The 17,446-nt window shown below is 69.8% G+C and carries 18 protein-coding genes, 1 tRNA gene and 1 pseudogene; 9 read left to right on the forward strand and 11 right to left on the reverse strand.

What is annotated here, in order from left to right; genetic code table 11:
• Nucleotides 1-220: 220 nt before the first annotated feature.
• The gene (locus G6N51_RS05425; protein WP_083172723.1) at nt 221-1,111 is read left to right on the forward strand and encodes a PAC2 family protein; all 891 of its coding nucleotides are present in this window, start codon (nt 221-223) and stop codon (nt 1,109-1,111) included.
• Here the strand turns inward: G6N51_RS05425 and G6N51_RS05430 are convergent.
• The 7 genes from G6N51_RS05430 to G6N51_RS05460 all read right to left on the reverse strand — a co-directional run bounded on the left by G6N51_RS05430 (nt 1,108) and on the right by G6N51_RS05460 (nt 6,774).
• The gene (locus tag G6N51_RS05430; protein WP_083172724.1) at nt 1,108-1,992 is read right to left on the reverse strand and encodes an SDR family oxidoreductase; all 885 of its coding nucleotides are present in this window, start codon (nt 1,990-1,992) and stop codon (nt 1,108-1,110) included. The two genes, G6N51_RS05425 and G6N51_RS05430, sit on opposite strands and share 4 nt — an antisense overlap.
• Before the next feature lie 32 nt (nt 1,993-2,024).
• Nucleotides 2,025-3,272: a cysteine--1-D-myo-inosityl 2-amino-2-deoxy-alpha-D-glucopyranoside ligase gene (gene mshC / locus G6N51_RS05435; RefSeq protein WP_083172725.1), complete on the reverse strand. Its 1,248-nt coding sequence runs from the start codon at nt 3,270-3,272 to the stop codon at nt 2,025-2,027.
• 24 nt (nt 3,273-3,296) lie between these two features.
• Nucleotides 3,297-4,085: a 3'(2'),5'-bisphosphate nucleotidase CysQ gene (locus tag G6N51_RS05440; RefSeq protein ID WP_083172726.1), complete on the reverse strand. Its 789-nt coding sequence runs from the start codon at nt 4,083-4,085 to the stop codon at nt 3,297-3,299.
• A 45-nt stretch (nt 4,086-4,130) separates the two neighbouring features.
• The gene (locus tag G6N51_RS05445; RefSeq protein ID WP_083172727.1) at nt 4,131-4,946 is read right to left on the reverse strand and encodes an SCO1664 family protein; all 816 of its coding nucleotides are present in this window, start codon (nt 4,944-4,946) and stop codon (nt 4,131-4,133) included.
• Nucleotides 4,930-5,517, reverse strand: coding sequence for a DUF3090 domain-containing protein (locus G6N51_RS05450; RefSeq protein ID WP_046186213.1), 588 nt, complete (start codon nt 5,515-5,517; stop codon nt 4,930-4,932). The genes G6N51_RS05445 and G6N51_RS05450 overlap by 17 nt, the downstream gene beginning before the upstream one ends.
• 73 nt (nt 5,518-5,590) lie before the next feature.
• Complete coding sequence (locus G6N51_RS05455) at nt 5,591-6,379, reverse strand: MSMEG_4193 family putative phosphomutase (protein ID WP_083172728.1); 789 nt, start codon at nt 6,377-6,379, stop codon at nt 5,591-5,593.
• Nucleotides 6,380-6,471: 92 nt separating this feature from the next.
• Nucleotides 6,472-6,774, reverse strand: a complete 303-nt coding sequence (locus G6N51_RS05460; protein ID WP_083172729.1) for a hypothetical protein — start codon at nt 6,772-6,774, stop codon at nt 6,472-6,474.
• 137 nt (nt 6,775-6,911) lie between these two features.
• Between G6N51_RS05460 and G6N51_RS05465 the strand changes: the two genes are divergently transcribed.
• From G6N51_RS05465 to G6N51_RS05475, 3 genes are read left to right on the forward strand one after another with little or no spacing between them, the layout of a single operon-like run.
• Nucleotides 6,912-7,961, forward strand: coding sequence for a YncE family protein (locus G6N51_RS05465; protein ID WP_083172730.1), 1,050 nt, complete (start codon nt 6,912-6,914; stop codon nt 7,959-7,961).
• Entirely contained in the window at nt 7,958-8,212 is a 255-nt protein-coding gene (locus G6N51_RS05470; protein WP_083172731.1) for a DUF5703 family protein, read from the forward strand. The genes G6N51_RS05465 and G6N51_RS05470 overlap by 4 nt, the downstream gene beginning before the upstream one ends.
• 26 nt (nt 8,213-8,238) lie before the next feature.
• Complete coding sequence (locus G6N51_RS05475) at nt 8,239-9,321, forward strand: quinone-dependent dihydroorotate dehydrogenase (RefSeq protein ID WP_163750885.1); 1,083 nt, start codon at nt 8,239-8,241, stop codon at nt 9,319-9,321.
• Here G6N51_RS05475 and G6N51_RS05480 read toward each other — a convergent pair.
• The 3 genes from G6N51_RS05480 to G6N51_RS05490 form a co-directional block, all read right to left on the reverse strand.
• A complete protein-coding gene (locus G6N51_RS05480; protein ID WP_083172732.1) occupies nt 9,318-10,697 on the reverse strand; it encodes an HNH endonuclease signature motif containing protein in 1,380 nt (459 codons plus the stop codon). The genes G6N51_RS05475 and G6N51_RS05480 overlap by 4 nt on opposite strands.
• Nucleotides 10,698-10,878: 181 nt before the next feature.
• The gene (locus tag G6N51_RS05485; RefSeq protein ID WP_083172733.1) at nt 10,879-11,409 is read right to left on the reverse strand and encodes a YbhB/YbcL family Raf kinase inhibitor-like protein; all 531 of its coding nucleotides are present in this window, start codon (nt 11,407-11,409) and stop codon (nt 10,879-10,881) included.
• A 29-nt stretch (nt 11,410-11,438) separates the two neighbouring features.
• Nucleotides 11,439-12,803, reverse strand: coding sequence for a M20/M25/M40 family metallo-hydrolase (locus G6N51_RS05490; RefSeq protein ID WP_083172734.1), 1,365 nt, complete (start codon nt 12,801-12,803; stop codon nt 11,439-11,441).
• A gap of 98 nt (nt 12,804-12,901) precedes the next feature.
• Between G6N51_RS05490 and G6N51_RS05495 the strand changes: the two genes are divergently transcribed.
• The 5 genes and pseudogenes from G6N51_RS05495 to G6N51_RS05515 all read left to right on the forward strand — a co-directional run.
• A tRNA-Leu gene (locus G6N51_RS05495) sits at nt 12,902-12,987 on the forward strand.
• Nucleotides 12,988-13,186: 199 nt separating this feature from the next.
• Nucleotides 13,187-14,848: a PP2C family protein-serine/threonine phosphatase gene (locus G6N51_RS05500; protein ID WP_083172735.1), complete on the forward strand. Its 1,662-nt coding sequence runs from the start codon at nt 13,187-13,189 to the stop codon at nt 14,846-14,848.
• The gene (locus G6N51_RS05505) at nt 14,845-15,945 is read left to right on the forward strand and encodes a cobalamin B12-binding domain-containing protein (protein WP_083172736.1); all 1,101 of its coding nucleotides are present in this window, start codon (nt 14,845-14,847) and stop codon (nt 15,943-15,945) included. Before G6N51_RS05500 ends, G6N51_RS05505 begins: the two co-directional genes overlap by 4 nt.
• A complete protein-coding gene (locus tag G6N51_RS05510) occupies nt 15,942-16,328 on the forward strand; it encodes an STAS domain-containing protein (RefSeq protein ID WP_083172737.1) in 387 nt (128 codons plus the stop codon). The genes G6N51_RS05505 and G6N51_RS05510 overlap by 4 nt, the downstream gene beginning before the upstream one ends.
• Nucleotides 16,329-16,362: 34 nt before the next feature.
• Nucleotides 16,363-17,046, forward strand: a pseudogene (locus tag G6N51_RS05515) (phosphoribosyltransferase); the annotation flags it as partial.
• A 3-nt stretch (nt 17,047-17,049) separates the two neighbouring features.
• On the opposite strand, the gene G6N51_RS05520 reads toward G6N51_RS05515, so the two are convergent.
• On the reverse strand, nt 17,050-17,409 hold the full coding sequence (locus G6N51_RS05520; RefSeq protein WP_083172739.1) for a hypothetical protein: 360 nt from the start codon (nt 17,407-17,409) through the stop codon (nt 17,050-17,052).
• Between the last annotated feature and the right edge of the window lie 37 nt (nt 17,410-17,446).

A 17,446-nucleotide genomic window follows, 5' to 3' on the forward strand; every position in this document is an offset into this window, starting at 1 on the left:
TCTGCGCGCTGTCTCGCGGGATCTTGCCGGCAATGTCGTAGTTACCAAGGTTAACGGGTTTGCAGCCGAACCGTATTTCGTCTCGGCCGCGGTGTCCGTCGGCGGCGTCACCCCATAAGAATAGTCGTCCTATGCAAAGCCCCCTGTCGAGCGGCGATCGGCCGGCAATCCGTGGCCACCGCGCCCCGAACATCGGGCCGCGAGGCCGTACGCTGATTCTGTGACCCCGCCCGAGGGCGCCCCGTATGGAGGAGCCGCGCTGCCCGAACTGCAGAACACCATCGTCGTGGCGGCGTTCGAGGGCTGGAACGACGCCGGCGACGCCGCCAGCGACGCGCTGGAGCACCTCGAGGCCATCTGGGAAGCCGACCCGATCCTGGAGATCGACGACGAGGCCTATTACGACTACCAGGTGAATCGCCCGGTCATCCGGCAGGTCGACGGTGTCACGCGCGAGCTGGTGTGGCCGGCGATGCGGATCTCGCACTGCCGGCCCCCGGGCAGCGACCGCGACGTCGTGTTGATGCACGGCGTGGAGCCCAACATGCGCTGGCGCACCTTCTGCGCCGAGCTGGTCGCCATCGCCGACAAGCTGAACGTGGACACCGTGGTCATCCTCGGAGCGCTACTGGCCGACACGCCGCACACCCGGCCGGTTCCCGTCTCCGGCGCGGCCTACAGCCCCGAGTCGGCGAAGCGCTTCGGGCTCGAGGAAAGCCGCTACGAGGGCCCGACCGGCATCGCCGGGGTGTTCCAGGACGCCTGCGTGGCCGCCGGGATCCCCGCGGTGACGTTCTGGGCTGCGGTGCCGCACTACGTGTCGCAACCGCCCAACCCGAAGGCGACGGTGGCGCTGCTGCGCCGCGTCGAGGACGTGCTCGACATCGAGGTTCCGCTGGCCGACCTGCCGACGGAAGCCGAGGAGTGGGAGCAGGCGATCACCGAGATGGCCGCCGAGGACGAGGACCTGGCCGAGTACGTGCTGTCGCTGGAACAGCGCGGCGACGCCGAGGTCGACATGAACGAAGCCCTGGGCAAGATCGACGGCGACGCGCTGGCCGCCGAGTTCGAGCGGTATCTGCGCCGCCGCCGGCCCGGGTTTGGACGTTAAGGCTGCTTTTTGCCCAGACCCTGGTTATAGGCGCTGGTGGAGCGTCCGAGCGCGGCGACCTGGGCATCCAGTTGGGGCAACAGTTCCGCGGTCGATTTGTGCAGGGGCAGCTCCCCGAGCGGGGTGGACAGCACCGGCTTGATCCAGCGGAACAGTGCGACCCAGCCCGGGCAGTAGATGCGGCTGCGGCGGCCCGCGATGCCCTTGACGAAGGCGTCCGCGCACTTGTCGACGGTGGTGGTCTTGTTCAGCGGCCACGGGAAGCTGGCGAGCAGCTTGCCGAAGGCCGGCAGGTCGGCCTCGCTGTCGCGGACCAGCGCGGTGTCGATCCACGACATGTGTGACGAGCCGACGGCGACTCCGTGGTGGGCCACCTCCAGCCGCAGCGCGTTGGCCAGGATCTCGACGCCGGCCTTCGACGCGTTGTAGGGGGCCAGGCCCGGGCACGCGGCGTAGGCCGCCAGCGACGAGACGATGAGCACGTAGCCGCGGCGCTCGATCACCGTGGGCAGCGTGGCGCGCACGGTGTTGAAGACGCCGAGCACGTTGATGTCCATGACCCGCTTGAACGCCTCTGGGTCGACCTGCAGCACCGACCCGTAGCTGGCGATGCCGGCGTTGGCCACCACGACGTCGATGCCGCCGAAGCGTTCGACGGCCCGGGTGGCGGCGGCCTGCATGGCCGGCAGGTCCCGCACGTCGGCGACCGCGGTCAGCACGTGGTCCTCGCCGAGTTCGGCGGCCAGCGCGGTCAGCTCGGCGTCGTTGAGATCGGTGAGCACGAGCTTGGCGCCCTTCTTGCGCAGCCGGCGGGCGACCTCGGCGCCAATTCCCCGGGCACCACCGGTGATGAACACGACTTGGTCCTGCAGCGACGTCATGGCCGACAACGTACGCCTTTACAGCTCCGTGTTCACAGCTCCACCCCGAGCAGCGCATCGATCGCGGTGGCCACCAGCCGCGGCGCATCGGTGTCGTGACCCCCGTATTCGAGGGCGTCGGTGGCCCAACCATCAAGTGCGGCAATGGCTTTGGGTGTGTTCAGGTCGTCGGCCAAATACTGGCGTACCCGCGCGATCACGTCGGCGGCGTCCGGGCCGGCGGGCAGCCCGGTGGCGGTGCGCCAGCGCCGCAGCCGGGCGTTGGCCTCGTCGAGCACCTGCTGGCTCCAGAACCGGTCGGCGCGGTAGTGCCCGGCCAACAGCCCCAGCCGGATGGCCGCCGGCTCGACGCCCTGCGCCCGCAACGTCGACACCAGCACCAGGTTGCCGCGGCTCTTGGACATCTTGTGCCCGTCCCAGCCGATCATCCCCGCGTGCACGTAGTGCCGGGCGAATCGTCGCTCGCCCCGGACACATTCGGCGTGGGCGGCCGTGAACTCGTGATGCGGGAAGATCAGGTCGCTCCCCCCGCCCTGGATGTCCAGTCCGCTGCCGAGGCGGCTGAGCGCGATCGCCGCGCACTCGACGTGCCAGCCGGGCCGCCCGGGGCCGAACGGCGACGGCCAACTCGGCTCCCCCGGCCGCGCGGCGCGCCACAGCAGCGCGTCGAGCTCGTCGGTCTTGCCGGGCCGCTGCGGGTCGCCGCCGCGCTGCTCGAAGAGTCGCAGCATGGTTTCGCGGTCGTAGCCGGACTCGTAGCCGAACTGCGGCGTGGCGTCCGCGCGGTAGTACACGTCCGGGTAGTCGCCGTCGACGACGTACGCCGCACCCGAGGCCAACATCTTCTCGACGAGTTCGACCACCTCGGGGATCGCCTGGGTGGCCGCGACGTAATCGCGCGGCGGGAGGACCCGCAGCGCCGCCATGTCCTCGCGAAATCGGGCGACCTCCCGATCGCCGAGCTCGCGCCAGTCGACGCCGTCGCGCTCGGCGCGCTCGAACAGCGGATCGTCGACGTCGGTCACGTTCTGCACGTAGTGCACCGGCTGGCCCAAATCCAGCCACAGCCGGTAGACCAGGTCGAAGGTCAGATACGTCGCCGCATGACCGAGATGGGTGGAGTCATACGGGGTGATGCCGCAGACGTACATGGTCGCGGCCGCACCCGGGCGGGTACCGGCCGCCACCGGGCGCACCTGCCGGTCGGAGGTGTCATACAGGCGAAGCTCCGGGCCACGCCCCGGCACCACCGGCACCGGTGGAAACACCCACGACTGCATGGCATCGACTCTAAACGCGCGTCGTTAGCGCCACGCGTCGCGGATGGCCGCGAGCAGGATGGGCGCGACCTCGGCGCGGCACATCACGAAGTCGGGCAGGTAGGGATCGAATTGGTTGTAGCGCATGGGCGAGCCGTCCAGCCGTGAGGCGTGCATGCCCGCGGCCATCACCACCCCGGCGGGCGCGGCGGAGTCCCACTCCCACTGGCCGCCCGCGTGCAGATAGGCGTCGACCTCGCCGTCGATGATGGCCATCGCCTTGGCGCCGGCCGAACCGATCGCCACCGGCTGGATGGCCAGCGACTGGCGCATGCGGTGCAACACGAAAGGTGGCCGCGTGGCGCTGACGGCGATCCGGAACGTGTGGGGGATGCCGACGCGGGCGGCGTCCGCGGTGACGGTGTCGGTGCGGTACACCGTGTTCCCACGGGCCGGCAACGACACCGCCGCGTCGGTGATTTCCCGCCGGCCGTTGGCGGGGCGCTGCCACAGCGCGATGTGCACCGCCCAGTCGTCGCGGCCCGGCGTGGAGAACTCCCGGGTGCCGTCCAGGGGGTCGATGATCCACACCCGGTCGCGCCGGAGGCGGTCCCGGTCGTCGTATGCCTCCTCGCTGAGCACCGCATCGTGGGGGCGCTCGGCGCGCAGCCGCCGCAGGATCAGCTCGTTGGCCAGCGTGTCGCCGGCGTCACCCAATGCCCACGGGTGACCGAAGCCGATCTCGTCGCGCACTTTGAGTAGCAGCTCCCCCGCGTCCGCGGCGAGTTCGGCGGCCAGTGCGGCGTCGGTCAGCTCTTCCGGGCCCTGGCTCACCGGCTCAGTATTCCCGACGCCCGCCCACGGCTCAGAAGCCGTGGGTTAGAAGGCCGGCCAGGGAATGGGACGGTGCCGGTTGGGGCCCGGCATCACCGGATCGTTCAGCAGCGCATGCGCGCGCCTGCGCAGCGCCGCGACCTCGGCCGGCGTGATGTGCTCGGCCAGTTCATCGCCCAGCGAGCCGCCCAGGGCCTCGGTGAGCCCGGCCACCGCCTCCAGCATCTTCCGGTCGACGGGCTTGTTGGCCCAGCCCCATAACACCGTGCGCAGCTTGTTCTCGACATGCAGGCACACCCCGTGGTCGACGCCGTAGACGTGGCCCTCGATGTCACGCAGAACGTGGCCGCCCTTGCGGTCGGCGTTGTTGATCAGGACGTCGAAGACGGCCATCCGCCGCAGCCGGATGTCGTCGGCGTGCATCAAGACGACCTCGTCGCCCGCGTAGTCGTAGGCCCGCAGCACCGGCAGATAGCCCGGCTCGGGCTTGTTGGCGGGAAACAGGTCGACCAGGTCGGGGCCGGGCCTCGGGTCGGAGTCGGCCGCGTCGCCGGGCTGTTCCACCCACAGTTGCAGCATGCCCGGGCCGGCCGGCCCGTGACGAATCACCGTGTACGGCACGATGTTCCACCCCAACTGCGTCGACACCAGGTACGCGGCAAGTTCGCGACCCGCCAGCGTCCCGTCGGGAAAATCCCACAGCGGGGCTTCACCGGAGATCGGTTTGTAGACGCAGTGCACGATCGACTCGCCGAGCGTGGACTCGCACAAGAAGGTGGCGTTGCTGGCTGAGCGGATGCGTCCGAGGACTGTCAGCTCACCGTTGCGCAACACCTCGCGGTCGTCAGGCCTCGAGTTCATCGTCAGGCCCGAGAAGCGCGCTGCGCCTATAGCCGTTGGCGCGCGCACAGATATGGCCCTCCGGATCCAACGGCTCATCACACAGCGGGCACGGCGGCCGTCCCGCCGAGATGACGCGATTGGAGCGGGTGGCGAACTGCCGCGCCGACTCCGGCGTCAAGAACACGCGAACCGCGTCGGGGCCCTCCTCGGTGTCGTCGAGCACCACCGACGCGTCGAACTCGGCGTCGGTGACCGCGAGCAACTCGACTACCACGGTCTGGGCCTCCGAATCCCAGCCCAGCCCCATGGTTCCGACCCGAAACTCGGCATCCACGGGCGTGATCAGCGGGTTGAGATCCTCGACCTCGGCGGGCTCCGGCGGGACCGGCGTGCCGAACCGCCGATTCACCTCGAGCAGCAGCGCACCGATGCGTTCGGCCAGCACCGCCACCTGCTGCTTCTCCAACACCACCGACACCACCCGGGAATCGTGCACCGCTTGGATGTAGAAGGTGCGGTTTCCGGGTTGGCCGACGGTCCCGGCCACGAAGCGGTCGGGTGTGCGGAAGACGTGGATTGCGCGGGCCATGGCACCTCCAAAATACCGGCTGTTGCCTTCGCCGTGCGATTCGATTGCCCCGCCCCACGTGTTTTAAGCGGAATTAATCGGTCGAGCCGCCGACCACCGCGTCGCTGGACGGCACGACCGCGGCCGGCTGTTCCGTCGGCTGTTCCGTCGGCTGTTCCGTTGGTGCCGCCGGGGACTCGCCGTCGGTCTTCGCCTTCGCCTCGTCCTGGGGCGGTGGCCCGGCCCGCAGCGCCGCGGCCAACTTTGCACCGGTGTGGTTGACGTGCAACACAAACGGACGCAATTCGGTGTATCGGACCACACTCACCGACGCCGGGTCGGCGGTGACCCGTTGGAACGCGTCCAGGTGCATGCCGTACGCGTCGGCGATGACCGCCTTGATGACATCACCGTGAGTGCAGGCCACCCATAGGACGTCGCCGCCGCGTTCCCCGCCGTGCTCTAGGGCCAGCCGTCGATCGTGTTCCCGGATGGCGGCCACGGCGCGGGCCTGCACGTGCGCCAGCCCCTCGCCGCCGGGGAAGACCGCGGCGCTCGGGTGGGCCTGCACGACTTTCCACAGCGATTCGCCGGCCAGCTCGGCGATCTTGCGGCCGGTCCAGTCCCCGTAGTCCACTTCGGCGAGCCGCTCGTCGATGATCGGCTCCAGGCACAGCGCGGCGGCAAGCGGCTCGACCGTGCGGCGGCAGCGCAGCAACGGCGAACTCACCAGCGCGCGGATCGGCAGATCACCGATCCGGTCGATCAGGCCCGCGGCCTGATCGCGGCCCTTGTCGTCGAGGTCGACGCCCTCCGAGCGACCGGCCAGGACGCCGGCGGTGTTGGAGGTGGAGCGACCGTGCCGCAACAGGATGACCGTCATGCCGCGGTGTCCGACCGGGACGTCCGAGACGCTGGGGCAACCACGAACACGACCGTACCCGCTGCGAGCGCGGGCGATGGATCAGCGCGTGCCTAGTGCGCCACCGGCACCGCGTGCGCCACCGAGTCGCGCACGGCGGCGGTCAGGCTCCGCTCGTCCGTGAGGTCGATGTCGACCAGGCTGCGGACCGCGGTGGCGACCACCTCGTCGGCCTGCGGCACCGGCCCGGCGAGGCGCGGCCGGTAAATCTCGACGACGAGCGAGCCGTGCTCGATGTGGAACGCAAAACTGCGCCCATCACCGACTTGTCCATACCCGCTCGCGAAAATTCCTGTCGACATGTCCTCGACAGCAAACTCTTTTTCCGCGAGTTGCCGGTCAACGATGACGGCCATAAGCCGACCATACCTCGCGCGTGGGCCTTGATGCGCGCGACATGGCCATATTGGATGCGAAGGCGTTCCTTAGAGTAGGAAGTCCACAGTCGTTACGCGAGGGAAAATAATTGCTGTCAAGGAAAGTCCGTAATCAAATGGCAGCTCACCGCGGTGCGGTCGGCGTCGCCCTTTTGCTGGCCGCGGTCACGGGATGTTCGTCGAATACATTCAAATCCGCGCCGCCCACCATCGAACCGGCGTCAGCCGCCGTTTCTCCGCCGGAGTCGCAGAACCCGGCCGGCGCGGTGCGACCGCTACCCGCCCGCGCGTCCGCGGCGGCCTTCGACGGCGGCACGCACCGATTGGCCGTGCTGGCGCCGGGCGCCGGCCCGGCGGAGCCGGCCACCGTCACCGTCTTCGACGACCCCCAGGCCCCGCCGCGCGTCATCGACCTGCCGGGACCGGCGAACGCATTGACCGACGACGGCCACGGCACGCTCTTCCTGGCAGCCCGGGGCGGCTATGTCGTGGTCGACCTGGTGACCGGCCACACCGGACAGGTGAACGTGACCGACGCCCAGCAGACCGAATTCACCGCGGTCGCCCAACGGGCCGATGGAAAGCTGGTGTTGGGCAGCGCCGACGGGGCCGTCTACACGCTCGCTTCCCCCGCGCCCGCCGCGCCGACACCCGCCGCCACCGCGACCGTCGCCGGCCGGAGCAAGATCTTCGCACGCGTCGATTGTCTTGCAACGCAAGGGAACACCACCGCGGTCCTGGACCGTGGACAGACCTCCGTGACCACGATCGGCGCCGACGGTCAGGTCCAACAGGCGCTGCGGGCCGGTGAAGGCGCCACCACCATGGCCGCGGACCCGTGGGGCCGCATCCTGGTCGCCGACACCCGGGGTGGCCAGCTACTCGCCTACGGCGTCGACCCGCTGATCCTGCGTCAGGCCTATCCGGTGCCGCAGGCGCCGTACGGCCTGGCCGGCTCGCGCGCATTGGCCTGGGTTTCGCAGACCGCTTCTAATATGGTCATTGGTTACGATCTGTCCACCGGAATTCCCGTCGAAAAGGTGCGTTACCCAACCGTGCAGCAACCGAACTCACTGGCCTTCGACGAAGCGTCGGACACGTTGTACGTGGTGTCGGGGTCCGGTGCGGGGGTGCAGGTGATCGAACACGCGGCGGGTACGCGTTGAGCGCGCCGCGCCGAAGTCAGTTGCCCCCGGGCTGGGACACCGAACTGTCCGACGAATACGAGTGGGTGCCGCTGCGCCTGCCGCCCGAGGTGACCCGGCTCAGCGCGTCCATCCGCCTGTCCATCGAGGCCGAATACCGGGGCTGGGAGTTGACCCGAGTGCGGCTTTACACCGACGGCAGCCGCCGGGTGTTGTTGCGCCGCAAGAAGTCTCGGCTGGACAACCGGCGACCCGACCAGCCGCAACTGTGACGGTGACCCAACCGCGCGAAGGCGTGCTGTACGGCCTTGTGCGACGGCTGTTCTTCCTGGTTCCGCCCGAACGCATCCACACGCTGGTCTTCGCGGTGCTGCGGGGGGCCACCGCCGTCGCCCTGACGCGGCGGCTGTTGCACCGCCTGCTCGCCCCCACCGATCCGGTGCTGGGGAGCACGGTGTTCGGGGCGCGGTTTCCGGGGCCGCTCGGGCTGGCCGCCGGCTTCGACAAGGACGGCAAGGGTTTGCTGACCTGGGGTGCTTTGGGGTTCGGGTACGCGGAGGTCGGAACCGTCACCGCCAACGCGCAGCCCGGCAACCCGCCGCCGCGGATGTTCCGGCTGCCCGCCGACCGCGCCCTGCTGAACCGGATGGGCTTCAACAATCTCGGCGCCGGCGCGCTGGCGATCCAGCTCGCCCGTCACCGTCCCGACATCCCGATCGGGGTCAACATCGGCAAGACGAAGGCCACGCCGGCCGCCGACGCCGTCGAGGACTACCGGGCCAGCGCCCGCCTGGTCGCCCCGCTGGCGTCCTACCTGGTGGTCAATGTGAGCTCGCCGAACACGCCGGGCCTGCGCGACCTACAGGCCGTCGAGTCGCTGCGGCCCATCCTGTCGGCCGTCCTGGCCGAGACGTCGAAACCCGTGCTGGTGAAGATCGCGCCCGACCTTTCCGATGCCGATCTCGACGACATCGCCGACCTGGCCGTCGAGTTGGGGCTGGCCGGAATCGTCGCCACCAACACCACCGTGTCGCGCGACGGCCTGAAGACGCCGGGCGTCGACGCGCTGGGCCCCGGCGGCATCTCCGGACGACCCGTGGCGCGCCGCGCCGCCGAGGTGCTGCGCCGGCTCTACGCCCGGGTCGGCGACCGCCTGGTGCTGGTCAGTGTCGGCGGCATCGAAACCGCCGACGACGCGTGGGAGCGGATCACCGCGGGCGCGTCGCTGCTGCAGGCCTATACCGGCTTCATCTACGGGGGCGGCTTGTGGCCCAAGCGCATTCACGACGGCATCGCCCGCCGGCTCCGCGACGGCGGATTCGCCTCGCTCAGCGACGCGGTCGGGTCGGCGGCGCCGAGGGCCGGCGGCCCGGCGAGTTAGGCCGCCCCCGCTTCGTCGGCATCTTCGTCATCGTCTTCGGCCAGGACCTTCTCGGGGTGGTGGAAGGTGTTGGTCCGCGGCTGTCCACGATCCAGGTGCGGCGGCGGAATCCATTCGGTGTCGCCGTTGGCGCGTCTTCGGGTGGTCCAGCCCTTCTCGAGAAGCCGGTGGTGGGGTCCGCAGGCCAGGGTGAGTTGATCGATATCGGTGCGGCAGGTGCTGGCCCAATCGTCGACGTGGTGGACTTCGCAGTAGTAGCCCGGCACATCACAACCCGGATGGGAGCAGCCACGATCCATGGCGTACAACACAATTCGCTGGCCGGGTGAGGCCAAACGCTTGCCGTGATACAAGGCGAGCGGTTCGCCCCTGTCGAAGACGGCCAGGTAGTGGTGGGCGTGGCGGGCCAGGCGGATCACGTCGGACATCGGCAAGATGGTGCCCCCGCCGGTCAAGCCCTTGCCTGCGGCGGCTTCCAGCTCGGTCAGCGTGGTCGTCACGACGATGGATGCCGGCAATCCGTTGTGTCGGCCCAGTTCGCCGCTGGCCAGCATCGCGCGCAGGGCGGCGTTGAGGCCGTCGTGATTGCGCTGGGCGGAACTGCGGGTATCGCGCTCGATGGCTTCTTCGGACGCGGCGCCGTCGACCACCGGCGCCTCGTCGCCGGGGTTGCACATCCCGGGGGCGGCCAGCTTGGCCAGCACCGCCTCCCAGCTGGCGCGCGCCTCGGGGGTTAGCCACCCGCTCAGGCGCGACATACCGTCGGCCTGATGGTTGCCCAGCACCAGCCCCCGTGCCCGCGCCCGGTCCGCGTCGGTGTAATTGCCGTCGGGGTTGAGGCAGTCCATCAGGCGGCGGGCCAGCTTGGCCAGTTGATCCGGGCGATACCGAGTGGCCTCGGAGGCCAGGTGTTTCTCGGCGTGCTCGCGCGTTTCAATGTCGACCAATTCCGGCAGCTGGCGAAAAAGCCGCCGGATCATCGCCACATGGTCCGACCCGATGGCCCCGTCGCGCTGGGCCGCCGCGGTGGCGGGCAAAACCGGTGCCAACGGCTCACCGGAAAGCGCCCGCCGCGGGCCCAGCTCGGCGGCCTCGGCGACGCGGCGGCTGGCCTCCCCCCGAGTGATGTGCAGCCGGTCGGCCAGCGCCCAGCTCAGCTTGCCGCCCAGCTCGGCGGAATCAGCCTGCTCGGCAACCTGATTGATGAGTTGATGACTTGGCACTTGCAGCCGGCGCGTCTCGCACTCGAACATCTCCAACAACCGCAACCGCTCCGGATTGGTCAGCGGGTCATACGAATGCCCCTGGAAGCGGGAGACCACCGCGCGCAACGCGTCGACGTCGTGCTGAATCGCCTCACGGTCGGTCACAGCCATGTCCGCCGCCTAACTGGCCACACGAACGGGCTGCTCAGCTCATAGATCAATGCATCCAGCCGATCCAACGCCGCCTCGAACTGATAAAGCAGGGCGGCTATGCGGCCGTAAGCATCACTCGAACGCATGTTCGAATAGTACGCCCGGCCACCGACAGAAAATCCGGGCCGCGGCCCCGCGCCTACTTCTGCTCGTAGACGCCGTGAATGACGGCGCGCGCGATCGCGTGCTGGAACAGGTTGAAGCCCAGGTACGCGGGGCTGGCATCCTCGCTGAGGTCCAGCTTGTCCACGTCCACGGCGTGCACGGCGATGTAGTACCGGTGCGGCCCGTGACCCGGCGGCGGCGCGGCGCCGATGTAGCGGCGCATGCCCGCGTCGTTGACCAGCGTCAGCGCGTCGCCGGGCAGGTCACTCCCATCCCCCGCGCCCGCGGGAAGTTCGGTGACGTCGGCCGGCAGGTTGGCCACCGCCCAGTGCCAGAACCCCGAGGCCGTCGGCGCATCGGGGTCGTAGACGGTGACGGCGAAGCTGCGCGTCTCCCCCGGAAACCCCGACCAGCTCAACTGCGGGCTGACGTCTTCTCCGCCCGCGCCCATGATTCCGCTGACCTGCGGCATGGCCAGCGCCTGGCCGTTGGCGATCGATTCCGACGTCAGGGTGAACGACGGCAGCTTCGGCAGCGCGGCGTACGGGTCGGGCGCGGTGCTCATGGGCGATCCTCTCGTTGCGTGTCGTGTCTTCAGCAGTGTGTCAGGAAGTGTGCCAGCACATCGGTGCCGAACCTCAGCGCATCCACGGGTACCCGCTCGTCGACCCCATGGAACAACGCGGTGAAATCGAGGTCCGGCGGTAACCGCAGCGGGCTGAAACCAAAACAGCGAATCCCCAAGCGCGCGAAGGCTTTCGCGTCGGTACCACCGGAAAGCATGTAGGGCACCGTGCGGCCATCCGGGTCCAGCGCCAGCACGGCGGCGTTCATCGCGTCGACCAGGTCGCCGTCGAAGCTGGTTTCATACGACGAGAAGTCCTTGATCCACTCGCGGCTCACGTCCGGGCCCAGCAGCTCGTCGACCTCGGCCTCGAACGCCGCCTTGCGCCCCGGCAGGATCCGGCAGTCGATCACCGCTTCGGCAGTCGCCGGGACGACGTTGGCCTTGTACCCGGCCTTGAGCATCGTCGGGTTCGCGGTGTCGTGCAGCACGGCCTTGAGCATGCGGGCCATGGGGCCGAGCTTCTCGATCGCTCCCGCCAGGTCGCCCGAGTCGACGTCGAACGTCAGCCCGGTCTCGTCCCCGACGGCGGCCAGGAACTGGGCGACGGTGTCGGTCAGCACGAGCGGAAACTGGTGCCGGCCCAGCCGGGCGACCGCCTCGGCGACGGCGGTGACGGCGTTCTGGTCATGCACCATCGACCCATGCCCGGCCGGACCTCGGGCGGTCAGCCGCATCCACGACAAACCCTTCTCCGCCGTCTCGATCAGATAGAGCCGGCGTTCACCCCCGTCTCGGCGCGGCACGGTCAGCGAGAACCCGCCGACTTCGCCGATCGCCTCGGTGATGCCCTCGAACAGGTCGGGGCGGTTGGCGACCAGCCATTGCGCCCCGAAGCTGCCGCCGTGTTCCTCGTCGGCGAGGAAGGCGAAGACCAGATCGCGCGGCGGCACGATCCCGGCCCGCTTCAACTGCCGGGCCACCACGATCATCATGCCGACCATGTCCTTCATGTCGACCGCGCCGCGGCCCCAGACGAAGCCGTCCTTGATTGCGCCCGAAAACGGGTGCACGCTCCACTCGGCCGGCTCGGCCGGCACCACGTCGAGATGCCCGTGGATCAGCAGCGCCCCGCGCGAGCTGTCGGCGCCCGCGAGGCGGGCGATCACGTTGCCCCGGCCCGGCGCGCCTGACTCGACATATTGCGGCAGGTAGCCGACCTCGGCGAGCTGCTCGGCCACCCACTGCGCGCACTCGGCCTCGCCCCGCGTCGTCTCCGGCTCCCCGGTGTTCGTGGTGTCGAACCGGATCAACCTGCTGACGACCTCGACCACATCGTCACTCGGGTCGGTCGGGAACTCGGTCTGGGCGGTCACAACCACCTTTCCTACCATTGCGGAGGCCGCTCGGCTCGGTGCTGAGCGGCCCGACTGGATTGGGTCCGCGTGCGACAATCCGATAGCCTTAGCTGCCAACCCATGCGGTTGGTCTTGTCCGAGTGGCGGAATGGCAGACGCGCTAGCTTGAGGTGCTAGTGCCCTACTAATGGGCGTGGGGGTTCAAGTCCCCCCTCGGACACGCGTGGTGCAGGCCCGCTTCCCGCCTCGAGAGGCGGCTCTGCCGAAGTCCATGCGACGGGGTCGAGAAGTGGCTCCTCCGCTGCTCTTTCGACGCGCGGCCACCCCGGCCGCGGCGCGAACGAACCTCTCCCCCAACCCACTCCGCGTACAGTCGGGGTATCAGCCGAAACCGGATTCTCCGTTGACAGGTCAACCGCATGCATGATGGTGCCCACGTAGGCGTCGAGAGTGACCTTGACGCCTTGTGGGCGGCGGTGCCGTGCCCCACGCTGCTCCTCGATCGCGAGGGGATCGTGCGGGCACTGAGCGGGTCGGCCGAATCGCTGTTGCCCGGCGCGCTGCAGGGCGCCCGGATCGACGAGTCGGTCGATTGGCTGTGGCGGGCCCACGATCGTCTCGTCCACATCGCGCCCGATTCGGTCAACCGGGACGCGTCCGTCGCCTCGGGAAGCGTGGGCGGCCGCAAATTCGACGCCCACGCCGCGGTGCTGCCCAGCGGCGAGGTGGCGTGGTCGCTGGTCGAGGACACCGGCCAGCTGTTGCGCGACGCGCAGGAAGCGCTCGCGCGGGAGCAGCAGCGCGCGGCGATCCTGCTGGAAACGTCGTCGGTGTTGACGGCGTCGCTGAACGTGGACCGCTGCCGGGAGGCGACCGTTCAGATGGCCGCCCGGCACCTGGCCGACGCGGCGGCGCTGGTGGCGCCCACGGGCCGCGGGCGGCGGCTGCCGGTGTTCTACAGCGGCGCAGCCGGCGTGGTGGAGCAGTCCAGTGTCGACGCCGACCCCGCGGACATCGCGGGGCTGAGCGAGGCGCTACACGGATTCCCGCCCGTCTCCTCCGGCTGGATCGACCCGGTGACGGTACCGGACTGGCTTGTCCCACACCATTTCTCGGGCGCCGTCGGGTCCGTGATGATCCTGGCGCTGCCGGGCCACGGCGTCTCAGCGGGGGCGCTGGTGTTGCTGCGACGCGCCGATCGCCCGGTCTACAGCGCTGACGATGAGCTTTTCGCCGGGTTGTTCGCCGCCCGGGCCGGGGCAGCGCTGTCCGCCGCACGGCTCTACGCCGAGCAGGCCGCCATCACCCGCACGCTGATGCGTGACCTGCTACCTCCGCCGCTGCACGGGTTGCACGGCATCGAATTCGCCGGCGGATACCGGGCATCGAAGGACTACGAGGTCGTCGGAGGCGACTTCTACGACTTTCATCCCGCCGCGCGCCCCGAAGACGAGACGCTGGTGGTGCTGGGCGACGTGTGCGGGAAGGGGTTAGAGGCCGCCGTGATGACCGGCAAGATCCGCAACACGCTGCAGGCCCTGACCCCGCTGGCGCAGGACCACGAGGGTGTGCTCACGCTGCTCAACCGCGCCATGTTGTCGTCGGACCACACGCGGTTCGCCACGTTGGTCCTGGCCTCGGTCGCGCACCGGGACGGGCAGGTGGCGCTGCGGCTGACCTGCGCCGGGCATCCGCCCCCGCTGATCGTGCGCGACAACGGGCAGGTGGAAGAGGCCGACACCAAGGGCACCCTGGTCGGCGCCCTGGAGCGCATCACCGTGCAGTCTTTCGAGACCTCCCTCGCGCCGGGCGAAACCTGCCTGCTGTACACCGATGGGATCACCGAGGCGCGCGGCGGTCCCTACGGCGACGACTTCTTCGGTGAGCAGCGGCTGGCGGCCTCGCTCACCGGATGTGCCGGGCTCCCGGCCGAAGCGGTCGTCGAACGCGTCCTGATGCTGGCCGCGCAATGGGTGGGGCAGCGCGTGCACGACGACATCGCGGTGGTGGCCATCACCGCCCCGCAGCGGACCCACCTCAGCGCCGTCGACGGCCACACCCGGGGCAGGTACGTGGCATGAGGCCCCACGACACCGACATGGCTGCGTCCCAGGCCACCGGCGCCGACGAACTCGTTGTCCGCGAACGGCTTTGGGGCGCCCTGGCCGACCGCGACGAGTACGCGGCGGCGGCCACGGTGTTCGCCGCGATGGATGCGGGCATGACGCCGGAGGACGTGCTGCTGCAGGTGATCGCCCCCGTCCAGCACAAGGTCGGCACCGAGTGGGCCGCCAACCGCATCAGCGTCGCGCAGGAACACGCGGCGACCGCCATCAACGATCGCGTCATCGCCGCGCTGGCCCATCACCCCGCCGGCAAAGTCCAGGGCGGCGGCGGTCGAGTCACTTTGGCCTGCGTGGACGGCGAGTGGCACGCTTTGCCCGCCCGGCTGCTGGCCGAGGTTCTGCGGTTGCGCGGCTGGCAGGTCGACTTCCTGGGGGCGCAGGTCCCGACCCCGCACCTGATCGCCCACGTGCACCAGCACGGCCCCGACGTCGTGGCGCTCTCCTGCTCGATTCCCACCCGGCTGCCCAACGCGCACGCCGCGATCGTCGCGTGCCAGTCCGCCGGGTTCCCGGTCCTGGCCGGCGGCGCGGCCTTCGGCCGCGACGGCCGCTTCGCCCGCAGGCTCGGCGCCGACGCCTGGGCCCCCGACGCCCGCACCGCCCACGAACGACTGACTCGCGGATTCCCCGCCGTCCGGCGCATTCCCAACCGCCAGCCGGTCGATGACTTGCCGCACCTGGTCGACCAGGAATTCACCATGGTGAGCCGGAGCGCGGCGCAACTGGTCAAGACCACCGTCGCCGATTTGGAGGACCGCTTTCCCGCCATGCGCGCCTACTCCACGCAGCAGCACCAGCGCACCGTCGAAGACATCGCCCACATCGTGGACTTCCTCACCGTGAGCCTGTATACCGACGACGACGCGTTGTTCACCGACTTCATCACCTGGACCGCCGACATCCTCACCGCGCGCGGCGTTCCGGCGGCGTCGCTTCACCCGGCGCTGGATTTGCTGGCGGTGCAACTCAAGGAGTTTCCCCGCAGCCTGCGTCTACTGCGAGCAGCAAACGATGCCCTCACCACCGTCGCAGAGCCTGGAGCGTCGGCATGAACCTCTCCCTGAACGTCGCCACGACGGGGCCGTCGGCCCGCCTGCAGATCTCCGGCGACCTGGTGTACGAAACCGTGGACGCCATGGTCGCCGCCGTCGGTCGGCTGCTCAGCCAACGACCGGCCCCGGCGCACCTTCATCTCGACCTCTCCGGGCTGGCGTTCTGCGACTCCGCCGGCCTGTCCGGCCTGCTCCTCGTCCATCGCCAGAGCTCTCAGGCGGGCGTGCGCCTGCACCTGGACCATCGGCCGCTATTCCTTGACCGCATCCTGGACGTCACCGGCACGTTCGACCACCTCGTCGCCGCGTCCGACCCCGAGTCGGGCACGTCGAGCGCGGACCGGCGCGGCGAGAACGCTCCGGGACAGACGCGGGTTCGCTGACCGGCGCGGGGCCGCTACGAAGCCGTAGGCTGGATTGCGACCGATGACACCCGACGGATTTCTCCGGCACTCTGCGACGCGCACGTTCGGCGACCGTCGCGAGGCGGGTCGCGCGCTGGCCGAACAGCTGATGTCCTACCGCGACCGGGACGACGTGCTGGTCTTCGGCCTGGCCCGCGGCGGCGTGCCGGTGGCCGGGGAGGTCGCCGCGGCCCTGCACGCCCCGCTGGATGTGTTCCTGGTCCGCAAGCTCGGGGTGCCGCGCTGGTCGGAGCTCGCGATGGGCGCGCTAGCCAGCGGCGGCGGGGTCGTGATGAACGACGACGTGGTGTCCAGCCTGCGGATCACCGACGAGCAGGTGCGCGAGGTGATCGAGAGCGAGACGGCCGAACTCGCCCGCCGCGAGGACGCGTACCGAGGCGGTCGCCCGCCGGCCGACCCGCGCGGCAAGGTGGTGATCGTGGTGGACGACGGCATTGCCACCGGCGCCAGCATGCTGGCCGCCGTCCGGGCGGTGCGGGCGTCGGCTCCGAAGTCCGTCGTCGTCGCGGTCCCGGTGGGACCCGCGTCGACCTGCCGCGAGCTCGCGCTCGAGGCCGACGAAGTGGTTTGCGTGACGATGCCGCCGGGGTTCGAGGCCGTCGGCCAGGTGTACGCCGATTTTCACCAGGTCAGCGACGACGAGGTGCGTCAGGCGCTCGCCACTGCGACCGGCTGAGTGCTACTTGGCGGCCTCGTCGCCGCGGCCCTCCGCCGACACCGCAGACTGTTCCGTCGCCCCGGATTGTGAGTCCGTGCCGGGCTCCCCGGACGATTCGTAGCCGCCCTCCTGCGAGGCGTCCTCGGGATAGTCGACGGCCTCTTCACCGGCGCCGTCCTGGTCCTGGACCTCGGCCTCGTGCTGGGCTGCGCCGCCCGCGTCCCGCCGCTGCCGCTCCTGCAACGCGTCGATGATCAACAGCACGACGCCGAGCACGCTGGCGCCGATGCACACCCAGGCCACCAACTCGTTGCTCGTGACGACGGCGAACACCAACGCGACGAGCCCGACCAGGGCCAATACCAGCGCAATGATCAGCATCGGTCATCCTCCAAGCGACGAGCGGGACAGCCAGTTC

This window comes from Mycobacterium paraseoulense, assembly GCF_010731655.1.
GTDB classification, from domain to species: Bacteria; Actinomycetota; Actinomycetes; order Mycobacteriales; family Mycobacteriaceae; genus Mycobacterium; species Mycobacterium paraseoulense.

Excerpts from the sequence above, each read along its gene's own strand:
- G6N51_RS05460 (WP_083172729.1), bottom strand. The coding sequence starts at position 6,774 with ATGGCCGTCATCGTTGACCGGCAACTCGCGGAAAAAGAGTTTGCTGTC.
- G6N51_RS05505 (WP_083172736.1), top strand. The coding sequence starts at position 14,845 with ATGAGGCCCCACGACACCGACATGGCTGCGTCCCAGGCCACCGGCGCC.
- G6N51_RS05510 (WP_083172737.1), top strand. The coding sequence starts at position 15,942 with ATGAACCTCTCCCTGAACGTCGCCACGACGGGGCCGTCGGCCCGCCTG.
- G6N51_RS05485 (WP_083172733.1), bottom strand. The coding sequence starts at position 11,409 with ATGAGCACCGCGCCCGACCCGTACGCCGCGCTGCCGAAGCTGCCGTCG.
- G6N51_RS05490 (WP_083172734.1), bottom strand. The coding sequence starts at position 12,803 with ATGGTAGGAAAGGTGGTTGTGACCGCCCAGACCGAGTTCCCGACCGAC.
- G6N51_RS05465 (WP_083172730.1), top strand. The coding sequence starts at position 6,912 with ATGGCAGCTCACCGCGGTGCGGTCGGCGTCGCCCTTTTGCTGGCCGCG.
- mshC (WP_083172725.1), bottom strand. The coding sequence starts at position 3,272 with ATGCAGTCGTGGGTGTTTCCACCGGTGCCGGTGGTGCCGGGGCGTGGC.
- G6N51_RS05520 (WP_083172739.1), bottom strand. The coding sequence starts at position 17,409 with ATGCTGATCATTGCGCTGGTATTGGCCCTGGTCGGGCTCGTCGCGTTG.
- G6N51_RS05500 (WP_083172735.1), top strand. The coding sequence starts at position 13,187 with ATGCATGATGGTGCCCACGTAGGCGTCGAGAGTGACCTTGACGCCTTG.
- G6N51_RS05445 (WP_083172727.1), bottom strand. The coding sequence starts at position 4,946 with ATGAACTCGAGGCCTGACGACCGCGAGGTGTTGCGCAACGGTGAGCTG.
- G6N51_RS05480 (WP_083172732.1), bottom strand. The coding sequence starts at position 10,697 with ATGGCTGTGACCGACCGTGAGGCGATTCAGCACGACGTCGACGCGTTG.
- G6N51_RS05430 (WP_083172724.1), bottom strand. The coding sequence starts at position 1,992 with ATGACGTCGCTGCAGGACCAAGTCGTGTTCATCACCGGTGGTGCCCGG.
- G6N51_RS05455 (WP_083172728.1), bottom strand. The coding sequence starts at position 6,379 with ATGACGGTCATCCTGTTGCGGCACGGTCGCTCCACCTCCAACACCGCC.
- G6N51_RS05450 (WP_046186213.1), bottom strand. The coding sequence starts at position 5,517 with ATGGCCCGCGCAATCCACGTCTTCCGCACACCCGACCGCTTCGTGGCC.